This window comes from Pseudomonas sp. 21LCFQ010 (assembly GCF_024129905.1).
Lineage (GTDB): Bacteria > Pseudomonadota > Gammaproteobacteria > Pseudomonadales > Pseudomonadaceae > Aquipseudomonas.
The window spans coordinates 140616-155775 of the sequence record NZ_JAMYDZ010000002.1; the positions used below are offsets into that span (position 1 = coordinate 140616).

The 15160-nt window shown below is 60.4% G+C and carries 14 protein-coding genes; 8 read left to right on the top strand and 6 right to left on the bottom strand.

Translation table 11 applies throughout. The features are described 5' to 3' along the window. Window positions 1-66 precede the first annotated feature (66 nt). Window positions 67-1224, top strand: coding sequence for an HPP family protein (locus tag NJC38_RS03450; protein ID WP_084710143.1), 1158 nt, complete (start codon window positions 67-69; stop codon window positions 1222-1224). On the opposite strand, the gene NJC38_RS03455 is transcribed toward NJC38_RS03450, so the two are convergent. The 3 genes from NJC38_RS03455 to NJC38_RS03465 all read right to left on the bottom strand — a co-directional run bounded on the left by NJC38_RS03455 (window position 1175) and on the right by NJC38_RS03465 (window position 4439). Next, window positions 1175-2503 (bottom strand): MFS transporter, encoded by a 1329-nt coding sequence (locus NJC38_RS03455; RefSeq protein WP_253111601.1) that lies wholly within the window; start codon window positions 2501-2503, stop codon window positions 1175-1177. The two genes, NJC38_RS03450 and NJC38_RS03455, sit on opposite strands and share 50 nt — an antisense overlap. 3 nt (window positions 2504-2506) lie before the next feature. Then, entirely contained in the window at window positions 2507-3439 is a 933-nt protein-coding gene (locus NJC38_RS03460) for an aldo/keto reductase (protein ID WP_045492610.1), read from the bottom strand. A 175-nt stretch (window positions 3440-3614) separates the two neighbouring features. Continuing rightward, window positions 3615-4439, bottom strand: a complete 825-nt coding sequence (locus tag NJC38_RS03465) for an HDOD domain-containing protein (protein WP_253111603.1) — start codon at window positions 4437-4439, stop codon at window positions 3615-3617. Between the two features lie 346 nt (window positions 4440-4785). Here NJC38_RS03465 and NJC38_RS03470 point away from each other — a divergent pair, with 346 nt between their 5' ends. From NJC38_RS03470 to phnN, 3 genes are all read left to right on the top strand, one after another. Continuing rightward, window positions 4786-6675 (top strand): methyl-accepting chemotaxis protein, encoded by a 1890-nt coding sequence (locus tag NJC38_RS03470; protein WP_290447132.1) that lies wholly within the window; start codon window positions 4786-4788, stop codon window positions 6673-6675. Between the two features lie 165 nt (window positions 6676-6840). Beyond that, window positions 6841-7833 carry a phosphonate ABC transporter substrate-binding protein gene (gene phnD, locus NJC38_RS03475; RefSeq protein WP_253111607.1) on the top strand — a complete coding sequence of 331 codons (993 nt, stop codon included), beginning with the start codon at window positions 6841-6843 and terminating at the stop codon, window positions 7831-7833. Between the two features lie 83 nt (window positions 7834-7916). Further along, window positions 7917-8480, top strand: coding sequence for a phosphonate metabolism protein/1,5-bisphosphokinase (PRPP-forming) PhnN (gene phnN, locus NJC38_RS03480; protein ID WP_253111609.1), 564 nt, complete (start codon window positions 7917-7919; stop codon window positions 8478-8480). Here the strand turns inward: phnN and NJC38_RS03485 are convergent. Together NJC38_RS03485 and NJC38_RS03490 are read right to left on the bottom strand one after the other, a co-directional pair. Then, window positions 8474-9136, bottom strand: coding sequence for a hypothetical protein (locus NJC38_RS03485; protein WP_253111611.1), 663 nt, complete (start codon window positions 9134-9136; stop codon window positions 8474-8476). The two genes, phnN and NJC38_RS03485, sit on opposite strands and share 7 nt — an antisense overlap. Before the next feature lie 213 nt (window positions 9137-9349). After that, a complete protein-coding gene (locus NJC38_RS03490; protein WP_253111613.1) occupies window positions 9350-10249 on the bottom strand; it encodes an AEC family transporter in 900 nt (299 codons plus the stop codon). 224 nt (window positions 10250-10473) lie between these two features. On the opposite strand from NJC38_RS03490, the gene folE2 reads away from it, so the two are divergent. The 4 genes from folE2 (at window position 10474) to NJC38_RS03510 (ending at window position 13635) form a co-directional block, all read left to right on the top strand. Then, window positions 10474-11379 carry a GTP cyclohydrolase FolE2 gene (gene folE2 / locus NJC38_RS03495; RefSeq protein ID WP_253111615.1) on the top strand — a complete coding sequence of 302 codons (906 nt, stop codon included), beginning with the start codon at window positions 10474-10476 and terminating at the stop codon, window positions 11377-11379. 10 nt (window positions 11380-11389) lie between these two features. Beyond that, window positions 11390-11950 (top strand): carbonate dehydratase, encoded by a 561-nt coding sequence (locus NJC38_RS03500; protein ID WP_253111617.1) that lies wholly within the window; start codon window positions 11390-11392, stop codon window positions 11948-11950. A 19-nt stretch (window positions 11951-11969) separates the two neighbouring features. Continuing rightward, window positions 11970-12377 carry an RNA polymerase-binding protein DksA gene (gene dksA / locus NJC38_RS03505; protein WP_045492589.1) on the top strand — a complete coding sequence of 136 codons (408 nt, stop codon included), beginning with the start codon at window positions 11970-11972 and terminating at the stop codon, window positions 12375-12377. A 97-nt stretch (window positions 12378-12474) separates the two neighbouring features. Then, a complete protein-coding gene (locus NJC38_RS03510) occupies window positions 12475-13635 on the top strand; it encodes a DUF1624 domain-containing protein (RefSeq protein ID WP_253111620.1) in 1161 nt (386 codons plus the stop codon). 114 nt (window positions 13636-13749) lie between these two features. On the opposite strand, the gene NJC38_RS03515 is transcribed toward NJC38_RS03510, so the two are convergent. Beyond that, the gene (locus tag NJC38_RS03515; RefSeq protein ID WP_253111627.1) at window positions 13750-15051 is read right to left on the bottom strand and encodes a hypothetical protein; all 1302 of its coding nucleotides are present in this window, start codon (window positions 15049-15051) and stop codon (window positions 13750-13752) included. Between the last annotated feature and the right edge of the window lie 109 nt (window positions 15052-15160).

Consider the following 15160-nt stretch of genomic DNA (forward strand, 5'->3'; position numbering starts at 1 on the left):
ACGCTCAAATTCTGACCGTCAAGTCCACTGGCGGCTGTTTTCCGACTTTGCAGACTGCCGAGCCCAATGTCCGAAACCACACCCTCCGAGCCCCGTTTGCGTGCCCGTCTGAGCGCTTTTTTGCGTGCATTCTGGCCTGCGCCCCATGCCATTGATGCCCTTGAACGACTGCGCGCCAGCACCGGTGCGGCGCTGGGTATCCTGCTGGCTGCTGTGTGTGCCGCGTTCTGGCTCAACGGCAACGCCGCCCATGAACACGGCCTGCTGGCTCTGGCGCTGGTCGCGCCGTTGGGCGCCAGTGCGGTGCTGGTGTTTGCCGTGCCCGCCAGCCCGTTGGCGCAGCCTTGGTCGGTGGTGGGCGGCAATACCCTGTCGGCGCTGGTCGGCATTGCCTGCTGCAAGTGGATTCCCGATGCCAGCCTGGCCGCGGCGCTGGCTGTGGGGCTGGCAATCGCCGTGATGTTGTTGATGCGCTGCCTGCACCCGCCCGGTGGCGCCTCGGCCTTGCTGATGGTGCTGATGGGGTGCGACCGCTTCGAGTTCGCCTTCAGCCCGGTGCTGATCGACTCGTTGCTGATGGTGCTGGCCGGGCTGGTCTACAACAACCTCACCGGGCGCAGTTGGCCGCATCTGCCGCTGCCGGCCAAGGCGGCGCCGACCCATTTGCATCGCGCTGACCTGGATGCGGTGCTGGACCGCTACAACCAGATCCTCGACGTCAGCCGCGACGATCTGGAAGTGCTCCTTGAGCAGGTCGAGGCGCTGAACTTCCAGCGCTCGGTCGGTGATCTGCGGTGCCGCGATGTCATGACCCAGAACCCGCTGAGCGTCGGCCAGGAAACCTCGCTTCGCGAAGCCTGGGCGTTGATGCGTGAACGACGTATCAAGGCCTTGCCGGTCATCGACCGTCAGCAGCATTTGCTGGGCATTGTCACGGTTGCCGATTTCATGGGCCAGATCGACCTGGACGTGCACGATGGCATCGCCTGGCGCCTGCGCACCCTGGTGCGGCCGAAAAAGCACGATGAGGTCCGTACCGTGGGGCAGATCATGACCCGCACCGTGCGGGTGTCGAGCAGCGACCGGCTGCTGCTCGACCTGGTGCCGGTGTTCTCCGACAACGGTCACCGGCACATTCCGATCATCGACGACAAGCAACGCCTGGTAGGCATCATCACCCAGTCGGATCTGATTCGGGCTTTGTATCGCGCGGTGCGTAGCTGATGCTGCTGCCTTCGCGCTGACGCTGGGCCTGACCCAGGCGCAGCCCGACCCACGCCCAGAGCAATGCCAGCCCGGCGCCGATGTACATCGCCAGCGCCGGATGCTCACCGAGCAGATCCAGGCCGCGCTTGAGCCAGCCACTGAGCGCGTCGCCGCCGCGGTAGACCACGGTGTCGATGAAGTTCTTGGCCTTGTACTTCTGCTCGGCGGACACCACGGTGTAGAGCATTTCCCGGCCCGGCCGGACCAGCGCGTACTCGCCGGCGCGGCGTACCACCATCACCACTGCGAACACCGCAAACACCGGCGACAGCGCCAACAGCACGAACCCGCCAGCGATCAGCAGTGGTACCGCCACCAGCAGTACGGTCACCCCCAGCTTCTGGGCGATACGCCCGGTGACAAACAGCTGGGTAAAGATCGCCAGGCTTTGCACCAGCGTGTCGAGCAGGCCGAACACCTGGGTCTGGGTAGTGCGGTCAGGAAAATGGCTGGCAACGATACGCGCCTGCTCGAAGTACAGAAAGGTGCTGGCGCTGGCCAGCAGGATCACGAACAGGGCAATGCCGAGCAGAAACGGCGAGCGAAGCACCGCCGTGGCACCGGCAAACGGATTGCCGCCCAGCGGTTTGTCGCGTTGCTCAGCGCGATCTTCTTCCAGCGGCTCACGCTCACGCCAGCGCAGCAGGCTCAAGGCCGCCAGCAGGCTACCAGCCAGGAACAGGGCGGCCAGCAGCAATAACCCGGCATGCCCCAGCGGCGCCACCAGCACAGTGCCCAACAGCGGGCCGAGCAGGCCGCCGAAACTGGCGCCACCGGCCATCAGGGCAAATACCCGCCGGGCCTGCGCGCTGCTGAACACATCGGCCAGCACGCTCCAGGCCAGCGAGATGCTCAGCAGGTTGAACACCGACAGCCATACATAGAACGTTCGCCCGGTCCAGACGTTATCTGGATCGCGTTGGATGAGCAGGGCAAAGACCAACAGGTTGAGGACGAAAAACCCGAATACCGCACTGAGCAGCGCTCTGCGGCTCAGTCGTGAAGCCAGCAGGCCGAACAGCGGCAGGGCGGCCAGGGTGGCGATGAAGGTGGCGGTAAACAGCCATTGCAGGTTATCGACCCCGCCGGCCAGCCCCATCACTTCGCGCACTGGGCGCAACATGAAATAGCCGGTGAACAGCAGCATGAACATGGCCAGGCCCAGGCTGACGACTCGTTCTTCACCGGGGCTGACATTCAATAGCCGGCGCAGGCGGGCAGCGAATGCAATGGGCATGGGTCAGCCGATCAGGTCAATGAGCGACTGGCGCTGCGCAGCATTGAGTGGCTCGCCAAACCCGGCGAGCAAATTGTCGCGCTGGCGAGTCGGTCGGCCAGTGGCGGGAATCACCGCAGTGACTGCCGGGTCGCTCAGGGCAAAGCGCAGAAACGCCTGGGCCCAGGACATGATGCCGACATCGGCGGCCCAGCCTGGCAGCGGTTTGTTCTGCACGCGGGCGAACAACTTGCCGTCATCGAAGGCCCGATTGACCAGCACCGCGACGCCCAGCTCGCGGGCGACCGGAAATACGGTTTTTTCCGCGCCGCGAGTCGACACTGAATAATTGACCTGAACAAAATCCGGACGGCTCTGGCGCAACACGGCTGCCAGTTCTGCATGGCCGTGTTCCAGATAGTGGGTCACTCCGCTGTAGCGGGTCTTGCCCTCGGCCTTGAGGTCATTGATCAGCGCCAGTTGGGTCTGCCAGTCCTGCAGGGTGTGCACCTGCAGTAGCTCAACCTTGTCGGTGCGCAGCGCGTCCAGTGAACGCTGAAATTGCGCCAGCCCGGCCTGGCGGCCGTGCGCGGCCAGTTTGGTGGCCAGAAACGCCTTGTCACGCAGGCCCAGCTCGGCGAGCAGGTCACCCAGCACTGTTTCGGCGCGGCCATAGCCGGGCGCCGTGTCGATCAGGGTCGAGCCGCCGGAGAAAAAGGTCTTCAACACTTCACGCAGCGGATCGCGTTCAGCCTGGCTGGTGCCGACATCGAAACTGCCCGAGGTGCCCATGCCGATCACCGGCAACGGCTCGGCGCTGGACGGGACAGCGCGGGTCTGCGGCGGGGCACCGCTCAACGGTGGATTGAGCGGCGTCGCAAAGCGCCCGGCACCGCTGACCAGAAACCCGGCCCCTAACACCGCCATGCCACCCAATACCGCTCTGCGAGTCGCCATCCATAGCCTCCTGCGAATGAGAACTGCTCACTACATTCGTTGCAGTCTATACGTTGGTGCATCGATTGATGGCAATGTTCCGACCGCAGGGGCTGAATGCTGATAGCCCTGTAGGACCGGCTTCAGCCGGGAACCCTTCCGCGGATCGCCGCCCGGCTGCTCCTACAGCGGCGCCTCAGCTCAACAACTGCTCGAATGCCTTGTCTGCCTCCAGCACAGCCGGCAGGCTGTCGAACAACCGGTCCAGATCGACGCCTTCGAACAGTGGGCCGCTGATCGCTTCGCGGGCTTGCGGGGTCGGGCCGCCATGTTCGTTCAGGGCATCGGAAATCACGATGGACTGGGCGATGATCCGTGGCAGCGGGGCGTTGTCGGGTGCCTGCATGGGCCGGGCCTGAAAAGCGATGGCTTGTTGAATCACCTTGGGCAGGTTCCAGCGCTTGGCCAACTCTGCGCCCACCTCCGGATAGCCGAAGCCCAGTTGCAGGGTCTCGTTGGCCACCCGGCCGGACGATCCGGATCTTGCAGCGCTGTTCAGACGTTCAGCCACCGCTGGGGCGCCGGTCTGGATCAACAGTTCGCCGATGTTGTGCATCACCCCGCACGTGAAGGCAATTTCGGCGTCGGCGCCGCTTTGCTTGGCCAGCAGCCGGGCCACGCCCGCGACCTGAAAGCTGGTCAGCCAGAAGCCTTTGAGATCGAAGTTGGGCACCGCCTTGAACGCGCCGGTTACCGCTGAAGCCAGCACCAGTGTGCGCAGGGTATTGAAGCCCAGGCGCATCGCAGCATCTTCGATGCTCGACGATTCTCGCGACCCGCGAAACCGTGCCGAGTTGGCCAGCCGCAGGATCTTCGCGGAGATCACCGGGTCTTTTTCGATATTGCGTGAAACACTTTCCAGGTTGGACGAAGGATTGTCGAATTGCAGCAACAGATCCTGGGCAACCTTGGGGATGCTGGGCAGGCTCTGCAGGTCGGCAAACAGTTTTTCAATCTCCATGGGGCGCATCCTCATCACGTCGGGATGATTGCAACGATAGTCAGTATTTCCAGGCTTGCACGGGTCGTGCGTCAGGTTGAGAAACAATCCACACGCGGGTGCAGAACCCGGCTTCAATGCCGATAACATCCGGTAGGCAACATACGCGCTGGCAGGCCATGCGGCTTTTTCATGACCGATGGACGTTTTGTCATGAAATACAGCCGTTGCTGTGATATCAAGAGGCCGTTATGGGCTCTATACCGGTTATACCTATACCTTGTGTGCCGCAGGATTGGCCGGGTAACACCCCTGTTTAAAAAAGTGCCTGCCTCCCTGATGCAGCCCTGTGGAAAGAGTCAACATGATGAGAAGTCTGGGTTTCAGCAAGAAGATCCTGCTGGCGGCGGCACTGACCGTGGGCGTGGCGTTTACCGTATTTATCGTGGTCAATGACTACCGGCAACGGCAGACATTGAAGACCAACGTGCTGGGCGAATTGCAGCAGTTGGGGACATTGACCACTCAGAATATCCAGACCTGGCTGGAGGGGCGTGGCCAACTGGTGCAGTCGATGGGCCAGCAGATCGCTGCTGACGGCAAGGAACAAGCGCAGTTGCGCCGGGCAATCAACCTGCCGGCCTACACCGAGAACTTCCTGTTGAGCTACTTCGGTGGCGCTGATGGCGTGATGTTCTCCATCCCCGCCGGTAACCGCCCGGCCGACTATGACCCACGTGCGCGGGGTTGGTACAAGGCGGCGCAAGGCGCGGGCAAGACCATCGTGACCGAACCCTACATCGCCAGCTCCAGCGGAAAACTGGTAGTCACCGTTGCGACCCCGGTCAGCCAGCAAGGGCAAATGATCGGTGTTGCAGCGGCCGACATCAGCCTGGAGAGCATCAGCAAGACCATCAATTCGCTGAACTTTGGCGGTCATGGTTATGCGTTTATTGTCAGCGCCGACGGCAAGATCCTGATTCACCCGGACGCCAATCGGGTGCTCAAGCCGCTCAGCGAGGTCTACCCGGACAACACCCCGAAGGTCGCGGCAGGTGTCAGCGAAATCGAGTCGGCCGACAAGGCCGAGATCATTGCTTTTACCCCGGTCGAAGGGCCGACATCGAGCCGCTGGTATGTGGCCTTGGTGCTGGAGCGTGACGCGGCCTATGCGATGCTCGGCGAATTCCGCAGCTCAGCCATCACTGCGATGCTGGTGGTGGTGCTGGCGGTGATCTTGATTCTGGGGCTGCTGATCCGCGTGCTGATGCAGCCGTTGCACCAGATGGGCAGTGCGATGCGTGACATTGCGGCGGGCGAGGGCGACCTGACCAAGCGCCTGAATATCACCTCCCAGGATGAATTCGGCGAGCTGGCGCGTTCGTTCAACCAGTTCGTCGAGCGGATCCACACCTCGATCCGGGAAGTGGCGTCGACCGCCGCGCAACTGGGCGATGTGGCCAATCAGGTGGTCCAGGCTTCCAACTCATCGATTGGCAGTTCCGACGAGCAGGCGCACCGTACCGAAAGCGTGGCGGCGGCAATCAATGAACTGGGGGCTGCCGCCCAGGAAATCGCCCGCAATGCGGCGCAGACCTCGCAGAAGTCTGGCGACGCCAGCCAACTGGCCGGTGACGGCCGTCAGGTGGTGCAGCAATCGATTGGCGCGATGAACGAGCTATCAGCCAAGATCAGTGAGTCCTGCGCGCGTATCGAGGCGCTTAACGGCAAGACCGCCAATATCGGTCAGATTCTCGAAGTGATCACTGGTATTTCCCAGCAGACCAACCTGCTGGCGCTCAACGCCGCCATCGAAGCGGCGCGGGCCGGTGAAGCCGGGCGTGGTTTTGCTGTGGTCGCCGATGAAGTGCGCAACCTGGCGCACCGCACCCAGGACTCGGCGCAGCAAGTGCAGGGCATGATCGAAGAACTGCAGACCGGTGCCCGGGACGCGGTAACGACCATGCTGGCGAGCCAGCGTCACAGCGAGTCCAGTGTCGACATCACCAACCGCGCCGGTGAACGTCTGGGCAGCGTGACTCAGCGAATCGACGAGATCAATGAGATGAACCAGTCGGTGGCCGCCGCCACAGAACAACAGACGGCGGTGGTCGAGTCGATCAACATGGACATCAGCCAGATCAACAGCCTCAACCAGCAAGGCGTTGATAACCTCAAGCTGACCTTGCAGGCCTGCAACTCGCTGGAGCAGCAGACCCGTCGTTTGCAGCAGTTGGTAGGCTCGTTCCGCATCTGAACCGCAGCGCCTGAACGATTGCTGATCGCAGGCGCATGTCATTGAATTGGCAACAAATTGTGATACAAGCGCGGGGCGGTACACTGCGTTGCACCGCGCGGCCGCAGCCTGTCATCCGCCAGGCTGCTCGGCATCAAGTCTGCTGGTCATTTTGGGAGCCTCTGCATGTTGCACCGCCTAGTGCGTCTGCTGGTGTCTGTCGTTAGCCTGGCATTGTGTCTGCTGACCAGCGCTCACGGCCAGGAGCAAGCCATCCGCTTCGGCCTGCTGTCCACCGAGTCCAGAGAAAACCTGCACGCCATCTGGCAGCCGTTGCTCGACGACATGACGCGCCAGACGGGCTTGCCGGTGGAGGCGGTGTTTGCCAGTGACTACGCCCACTTGATCGAAGGCATGCGGGCGCAGCGCATCGATGTTGCCTGGTTGGGGAACATGGCTGCGGTGGAGGCGGTGGATCATTCCGGTGCCGAGGTTTTCGCCCAGACCGCCATGGAACACGGTATGCCTGGTTATTACGGTCTGCTGATCGCGCGTAAAGACAGCCCGGTCAATAACGTCGGCGACTTGCTGCGCCTTGCACCGCAACTGACCTTTGGTAACGGCGACCTGAATTCGACTTCAGGTTATCTGGTGCCCGGTTATTACGTTTTCGCTCGCCAGCAGGTTGACCCGGCCAAGGCGTTCAAGCGCACCGTCAATCAGAGCCACGAAGCCAATGCGCTGGATGTTGCCAACGGTAAACTTGATGCCGCAAGCTTCAACAGCGAAAACTGGGACCGCCTGCAACTGACCCATCCCGAGCAATTGAGCCAGTTGAAGATCATCTGGAAATCCCGGTTGATCCCTTCGGACCCGGTCCTGTGGCGCACGTCGCTGAGCCAGCAGAGCCGAGCAAAAATTCGCAGCTTCCTGCTGAGCTATGGCGCTAACGAGCATGAAAAAGCGGTGCTCAAAGGGCTGCAGCAAACCTCGTTCATTGCCTCGGACAACGATCAGTTGCTACCGATCCGCCAGTTGCTGTTGTTCAAGCAGCGCACTGAAGTGGCGGCCAGCACGCTGAGCGTTGATCAGAAAAAAGCCCGATTGCGCGCCATCGACGCTGAGCTGGCCCGTTTGCAGGATCGTATCAGTGTGCCTGGCAAGCAAAGCGGGCCGTGACCTTCAGTAGCAGGGCACTATGGATTCTGCTGCGCAGCGATTATCATTCGCCGCGTTCGAATCATCGTACAAGAGGACAGGGCATGCCGGGCAGGTTGATCTATCTCATCGGGCCGTCCGGCTCCGGCAAGGACAGTTTGCTCGATGCCGCCCGCGATAGCCTGGCAGCACGCGGCTGTAAGGTAGTACGCCGGGTCATCACCCGTTCTGCCGAAGCGGTGGGCGAGGCCGCCGAGGCAGTCAGTGTCGAGCAGTTCCAGCACCTCAAGGCCCAAGGCGCGTTTGCCCTGGATTGGCAAGCCAATGGGCTGCATTACGGCATCCCCATCGAAATAGACCAGTGGCTGGCGGCCGGCAACGATGTACTGGTCAATGGCTCACGCGGCCACCTGCACGCCACCCGGCAACGCTACCCCGATCTGTTGGCGATCCTGCTTACCGTCGATCCTGACATCCTGCGCCAGCGCCTGCTGGCCCGAGGCCGCGAGCCGCTGGCCGAAATCGAAGCGCGCTTGCAGCGCAATGCGCGCTTTGCCAGTGAACTGTTGGCCGAAGCGCCGGATGTACGACTGCTGGATAACTCCGGGGCGTTGCAGGGCAGCGTGGGGCAGCTTTTGGCATACATTGGAGGCGCTACGCCTTATTGACCTATCTCGACATCTTGCTTTGGCTGATAGAAGGGGACGTTGCCTTCGCCTATGGACAGTTGATACTGGGTGCCGCAAGGGTCTCCATATGAGTTCCGGCAGCCACGAATGCGCGGGTCTTCGATGTAATTGCCGTTCCAGCGGCCCTGACTTTCGATGCTTCCGTCCAGGGCTATGCGCTTCATTTCGTAGGCGATTGCATTATCAAGATCAAATAAATATTTGCGCTGATAGTTGTCGGTGTAGAAGAACTTCACGCCCTGGAATGATGTTCGGACGAAGTCTTGGTATAGGGTGTGCCCCGACGGGTTGGTAATACGCAGAAAGCCGTTGCCATCATTGGTATATGGATGTTCGAGCCGTCTGGCTTCCGACTCGGTGAGCGGCGGGCCGATCGCTAAATCAATGCAGGTCGTGAAGTTCCGGGAGGCTTCAAGGCTTGGGATCTGAGTGAGCTCGTACTCAGGGTAGTTGCCAGAGATATTGATCTTTTCGCCGGTTTTTTTTGACGGCCATTTTTTCAACTCATGAATACATTCGTTTGCGGTTGGCTTTTTAAGGGCTGGCGCAGCCTCTCCTGCGAATGCAGAAACAGAGGCCAGGGTGGTCGCTGCTGAAAGCAGGAGGCTGGCAGAGATCGTGCGAAACAGGGTCATGATATCGGTCCTTGAGATCAGGTGAGTCGTCATGAGGCATGCAGGTCATTGGCACAGGTCGCGATGCCCTGAGTGATTATCGTCAGTGGCTGACGCTAACACCGCTATCAGAACTGCCAGTTCATCAGTTGATGGGGCTTTGGGCATACCGCCACGCTCTTCGGAGTAACGCACTGCATGGGGAATGCGATACAAAGGCCGGGCAACGGCTCCTTACAGCGCGTGCGCCAGCCCCATCCACAGCGGTAAGGTCACCACCGACAGCAGTGTGGTCAGGGCAATCGCCGAGCTGGTCTTCTGGCGGTCTTGCTGGGTCGTGGCGAAGGCCAGCACATTCACCCCGCTGGGTCCTGCGGCCATCAGCACCAGCACCGCACGCGGCATGCCCGTGATACCCAGCACTACGCAGGCCAACAGCACCAGCAGCGGCATCAGCACCAGTTTGGCGAAGGTGATGCTCAGCGCCTCACGGGTCGGGGTCAGGCGGTAGCCGGACAGGTTGGCGCCCAGCACCAGCAACGAGCAGGGCAGGGCGGCCTGGGCCAGCCAGTTGCTCAACTGATCGGCCCACAGCGGCAGATGCAAACCCGACAGATTGACCGCCATGCCGGCCAACAGGCCGATGATGATCGGGTTGGCCAGGCTGGCAATTAGCGAGCGTGCGTTGAACGCCGCCGAGCCGGTAACGGTTTCGTAGAGGCTGTGGAAGCTGAACAGCAGCAGGCTGTGGATCGAGATTACCGTGAACAGCAGCAACAGCCCCGGCGGGCCGAACAGCGAGCCTACCAACGGAATGCCGATCAGGATGTTGTTGGAAAAGCTCGCGGTCAGGCCGAATGGCGTGGGGCGCTGGCTCCAGCGGTGGCTCAGCAGATTGATCAGGATGAAGATCAGCAGCGCCGGTACGAAATACGCAGCCAGCACGCTGAGGTCCAGCCCCTCGTGCAGCGGTGCCTTGATCATCCCGGTAAACAGCACCATGGGCATGAACAGCTTGAACGCCAGGGTGCTCAGCGCCTTGGCATTTTCACCGGCGATCACCTTGCGCAGGCCCAGCCCGTAGCCGAGTACGATCAACAGGAAAATGGGCAGGATCGCCTGGATAACGGCCACGGCACGGTTCCTTCTGATGAGTTTCAGGCACTGAGGGCGGGCAGTATGCCGGGCTGTGATTCGCAGCGCACCTGTCTAACCCGGTCGTTTGCGAACGAGAGCAGGAAAAGGCGAAAAAGATAGTGCGTGACTTGGTTGTTAAATTTGATGTTATATTGTTTCAAATTTGCCAGGCCCAGGCCGATGCCCGAGTAAACTCTGGCCTGAACGAGACGTACGCCATCATGACCAGCTCCCTCCCCGACGTAGCCCTCACTGAAATCTCCGCCGCTCTGATGCCTCTGGACTGGGTGGGCATGCAGGGCATCGAACTGCCCCTGCGCCTGGATGAACCCGGCCAGAAGTACCCACTGCATGCCAGTGCCGACGTGCAGGTCGAGCTTGCCGATCCGAGCGTCAAAGGCATTCACATGTCGCGCTTGTATCGCTTGCTCGATGGCTTTGCCGAGCATCAGACCCTGACGGTGCAAAGCGTGTACGCGCTGCTCGAAGCGATGGTCGAGAGTCATGCCGACTGTCGCTCCAGCCGCGCCCGGTTGCGTCTGGCCTTCAGCCTGCTGTGCCGTCGCCCGGCGCTGGTGACAGCGGGCCTGAGCGGCTGGAAGTCCTATCCGGCCACGCTCGAAGCGGTCTGGAGCAAAGGCCGTCTGCAATTGGACGTGACCGTAGAGGTGACCTATTCATCGACCTGCCCGTGCTCGGCGGCGCTGTCGCGGCAGTTGCTCGAAGAGGCGTTTCGCACCCGCTTTGCCGGCCAGGCCGCGCTGGACCCGGGCGAGGTGGCGGTATGGCTGCGCGAGAACGGCTCCCACGCCACCCCGCACAGCCAGCGCAGTGTGGCGCGGGTGCAGGTGCGTATTCCCGAGCAGGCTGACGGCCTGCGCCTGATGGAACTGATCGACACCACCGAGCGTGCCCTCGGTACCCCGGTGCAGACCGCGGTCAAACGGGCCGACGAGCAGGCCTTTGCGCGCCTCAACGGGCAGAACCTGATGTATGTCGAAGACGCCGCGCGCAAGATCCAGCAGGCCCTGGAAGGGCGCTTTGCCGCCTCCAGCGTCAGCGTGCGCCACCTGGAAAGCCTGCATCCCCACGATGCGGTGGCCCAGACCTCCAACTACCTGAGCTGAGGATAACCGTGTGATCCGCAAGAACCCGTCCGGCCACCTGCCGGTCATTGCCGAGTCAGCCTACATCGACAAGACCGCGATCATCTGCGGCAAGGTCATCATCCACGACAACGTGTTCGTCGGTCCTTACGCGGTCATCCGCGCCGACGAGGTGGATGCCAGCGGCGATATGGAGCCGATCGTCATCGGTGCCAATTCCAATATTCAGGACGGCGTGGTGATCCACTCCAAGTCCGGGGCGGCGGTGACCATCGGCCAATACAGCTCCATCGCCCATCGCTCGATTGTTCACGGCCCCTGTGAAGTCGGCGACCGGGTGTTCATTGGCTTCAACAGCGTGCTGTTTAACTGCAAGGTCGGCGACGGCAGTGTGGTGCGCCACAACTCGGTGGTCGATGGCCGCGACCTGCCGGCCAGTTTCTACGTGCCGTCCACCACGCGCATCGGCCCGGCCACCGACCTCCGTCAATTTCCGCCGGTCAGCGTGTCGGCCTCGGAGTTCTCGGAGGACGTCGCGCGGACCAATATCGATCTGGTGCGCGGCTACAAGGCGCTGCAAAACGAATTCTGATGACTCGGGGGGCATTGCCATGACTGAACAGGAACTGCTGGCCCAGCCGGCCGAGCGCTACATGGATGGCACTCAGCAGGCGTTCTTTCGTGAACTGTTGATGAGCCAGCGCACTGAACTGCAAACACGGATTTCCAGCGAGTTCATCGACCTGCGAGAATACCAACCCGCCAGCGACCTGGCTGACATTGGCGCCGCCGAAGAGCAGCGCCAGTGGCAACTGCGGGTGCTGGAACGCGAGAAGAAACTGCTCGACAAGATCGACGAGGCACTGGAGCGGCTGGTCCGTGGCGAGTTCGGCTGGTGCGCCGAGACCGGCGAACCGATCGGTCTGAAACGCCTGCTGCTGCGTCCCACGGCCAGTTTGTGCATTGAGGCCAAAGAGCGCCAGGAGCTGCGCGAGCGGCATCAGCGCGATCATTTGTAGCTGCGGCTTGAGCCGCGAGAACTTCACGCCGCCCGGCTGCTCCTGGGTAAACCACACGGCATCACACACCACCCCTTACCACGGACATCACCGCTTCATGACCACCGTTGTTGCCCCCAAGCCAGCTTCAAGACTGCGCTCGATCGACGCCCTGCGCGGGTTGATCATTCTTTTCATGCTTCTGGACCACGTGCGCGAAACCTTCTTTCTGCATCGCCAGGTCGGCGACCCGATGGACGTCGCCAACACCGCTCCGGAGCTGTTCTTCAGCCGGACTCTGGCGCACCTGTGTGCGCCGTTGTTTGTGTTTCTGACCGGCCTGTCAGCGTTTCTGTTCGGTGAAAAATACAGCGGGCGCGGTGATGTGTCGGCGTTTCTGTTCAAGCGCGGTCTGTTTCTGGTGGTGCTGGAGTTCACCCTGGTCAACTTCGCCTGGACCTTCCAGTTCCCGTTTTCGGTTATCTACCTGCAGGTGATCTGGGCCATCGGCCTGAGCATGATTGCCCTGTCAGCGCTGGTCTACCTGCCGCGTGCCGCGCTGATCGGCCTCGGGGTACTGATCGTCGCGGGTCACAACCTGCTCGACGGCCTGCACTTCGGTATCGAGTCGGCCCTGCATGTACCGTGGGCAATCCTGCATGACCGTGGCTGGATCGAGGTCGCCCAAGACCTGCGCCTGCGGACCTCGTATCCGGTGTTGCCGTGGATTGGCGTTATCGCGCTGGGCTACGCCGCCGGCCCGTGGTTTGCCAGCCAGGCAGACGCCGCCAGCCGGCGCAGCAAGCTGCTGTTCTCAGGCCTGGGCCTGCTGACGTTGTTTGTCCTGCTGCGTCTGCTCAACGGTTATGGCGAGAAACCCTGGAGCGTTGGCGAAACCGGCGTGCAGACGCTGATGAGCTTCTTCAACATCACCAAATACCCGCCGTCGCTGCTGTTCATCAGCCTGACCCTGGGCATCGGCCTGCTGATCCTGATCGCCTTCGAACGCTGGCAGCAGCGCGCCTGGCTCAAACCGTTGGTGATCTTTGGCGCGGCACCCATGTTCTTCTACCTGCTGCACCTGTACGTGCTGAAAGTCCTCTACCTGATGGCCGTGGCGCTATGGGGCACCAATCAGGGCAAGTACTTCGGTTTCGACGGCATGGGCGCGGTGTGGCTGGCCTCAGTGCTGCTGGCCGTGGCGCTGTTCCCGGCGGTGCGCTGGTTCGCGACGCTAAAGGCGCGGCGCCGGGATATTGCCTGGTTGAAGTACCTCTGACATTGCACTATCACCTTGAGTCTTTCCCGCCCCATGGATTCGGGCGGGAGAGATGTCAGGGCAATCAATGAAAACACGCCAGCCAATGCCTTCTTGCCTGGATGGTTGGGAGCATCACGGGACTGTCCGTTGAGGGGGGCGAACTGGAGCAATGACAGGTTTAGCCTTCTGTAATGAAATGATTCGGCTGTGCAGGATGAAAAAAGCCAGTGCCAGCGTTGAGGCCTGTAGGTGAAGAAGTAATGTTATTTTTTCATAATCCCAGTTAATGGCGTAGACGATGGGTATCAACATTCCCAGCATAAGAGCGTTGATTATTAATTGTGGAGCGGTGGTGCGGTTCAATGCTCTTAAGTGTCCTGTTGCAAGTGCCAGGAAAGCGCTGCAGCTCGTGAAGGTTATGAGGCTCCATGCAAGGCTTTTATCATAGATGACGGAGTTGTTACTGTAGAGGCTGAAGATTTTTTCGCCGGTAAAAATGATTATGACTGTGATTGTCGTGCTAAGCGCGGCGGTCCAGATCAGTCCGTGACGGTAGTTGCTTTTTTTCTTTGAAAGCTCTGAGCTTGTGTAAATGCTATGCACCTGACTGAATGCCAGAGACGGAATGGTCAGCAGAGTGATGATGCTCATCGTGACGGATAGCTCTTTGTTGAGGCTTAAGTTTGTAGCTGCAAGCCGCTCCACGACTAGAAAGAAATATATTTTTTGCCCGATCATTCCTCCGGCAATGGCCGCCCCTTTTTTTAGTAATGGAGAGGCCACACAGGCTGCGTTGCTTACTGAAAAGCGACGATAGCCCTTGTTGATGCTCAAAAAGCTGATGAGTGACAGCGTTTCTGTAACCGGAAAGTAAGCGAGTGCGTAGTATTTAAAATGCTCTGGCGGGCAGCAAGAAAATGATGCGGTCAGATAAATGATGCCGGTTATCGTGATCAGGGTTTTCAATTTGGCCGATTGTTGAGCTTTGCCGGTCGCCTCGGAAAATGACTGTAAGAAGATGTTGATTGGCAGAAGCGTGGCGGCCGGAATATAAATGATCGATAGATTTACCAGGGTTGCACTGCCTAGAATCTCGGCGCTCGGCAGCTGAAGAACGATCGCCAAGGCAATGGTGCACAGCAAACAAGCGATGAAGCCCAACGCCAGCGAAAGGGTAAAACCGCCTGAGAAAAACTCATCCATTTTTTCAGCGTCTATTTTGATCCTTGCTACGGTGTTGCTGACTGTGGATAGCAGCACCGGTATCGTCGCAGCAATAATAGAAAAAAATGCAATCGTGTAAGAAACGATCGCCAGCGCGTCGGGGGCGGTATAAGCAATCAGCGAGAAAAGTGTGGAAATACCGAGCAAAGGGAACGCACGGGTAATCACAAAAGACGGCAGAGAGGTCGCTGCGAATGCACTGTAGTTCATGACGTACCCTCCCGGATAGAAAGTATGTGGTTTTCCTCCATTGGGCAGCGGTGTGCTGCACGTTCGATTTTTTTGGGTAGCGACGCCGCTGCAAAGGGGGGCGAGACGC

Excerpts from the sequence above, each read along its gene's own strand:
- dksA (WP_045492589.1), top strand. The coding sequence starts at position 11,970 with ATGACTGAACAGGAACTGCTGGCCCAGCCGGCCGAGCGCTACATGGAT.
- NJC38_RS03465 (WP_253111603.1), bottom strand. The coding sequence starts at position 4,439 with ATGGAGATTGAAAAACTGTTTGCCGACCTGCAGAGCCTGCCCAGCATC.
- NJC38_RS03460 (WP_045492610.1), bottom strand. The coding sequence starts at position 3,439 with ATGGCGACTCGCAGAGCGGTATTGGGTGGCATGGCGGTGTTAGGGGCC.
- NJC38_RS03510 (WP_253111620.1), top strand. The coding sequence starts at position 12,475 with ATGACCACCGTTGTTGCCCCCAAGCCAGCTTCAAGACTGCGCTCGATC.
- NJC38_RS03515 (WP_253111627.1), bottom strand. The coding sequence starts at position 15,051 with ATGAACTACAGTGCATTCGCAGCGACCTCTCTGCCGTCTTTTGTGATT.
- NJC38_RS03450 (WP_084710143.1), top strand. The coding sequence starts at position 67 with ATGTCCGAAACCACACCCTCCGAGCCCCGTTTGCGTGCCCGTCTGAGC.
- NJC38_RS03470 (WP_290447132.1), top strand. The coding sequence starts at position 4,786 with ATGAGAAGTCTGGGTTTCAGCAAGAAGATCCTGCTGGCGGCGGCACTG.
- NJC38_RS03455 (WP_253111601.1), bottom strand. The coding sequence starts at position 2,503 with ATGCCCATTGCATTCGCTGCCCGCCTGCGCCGGCTATTGAATGTCAGC.
- phnD (WP_253111607.1), top strand. The coding sequence starts at position 6,841 with ATGTTGCACCGCCTAGTGCGTCTGCTGGTGTCTGTCGTTAGCCTGGCA.
- NJC38_RS03485 (WP_253111611.1), bottom strand. The coding sequence starts at position 9,136 with ATGACCCTGTTTCGCACGATCTCTGCCAGCCTCCTGCTTTCAGCAGCG.
- phnN (WP_253111609.1), top strand. The coding sequence starts at position 7,917 with ATGCCGGGCAGGTTGATCTATCTCATCGGGCCGTCCGGCTCCGGCAAG.
- folE2 (WP_253111615.1), top strand. The coding sequence starts at position 10,474 with ATGACCAGCTCCCTCCCCGACGTAGCCCTCACTGAAATCTCCGCCGCT.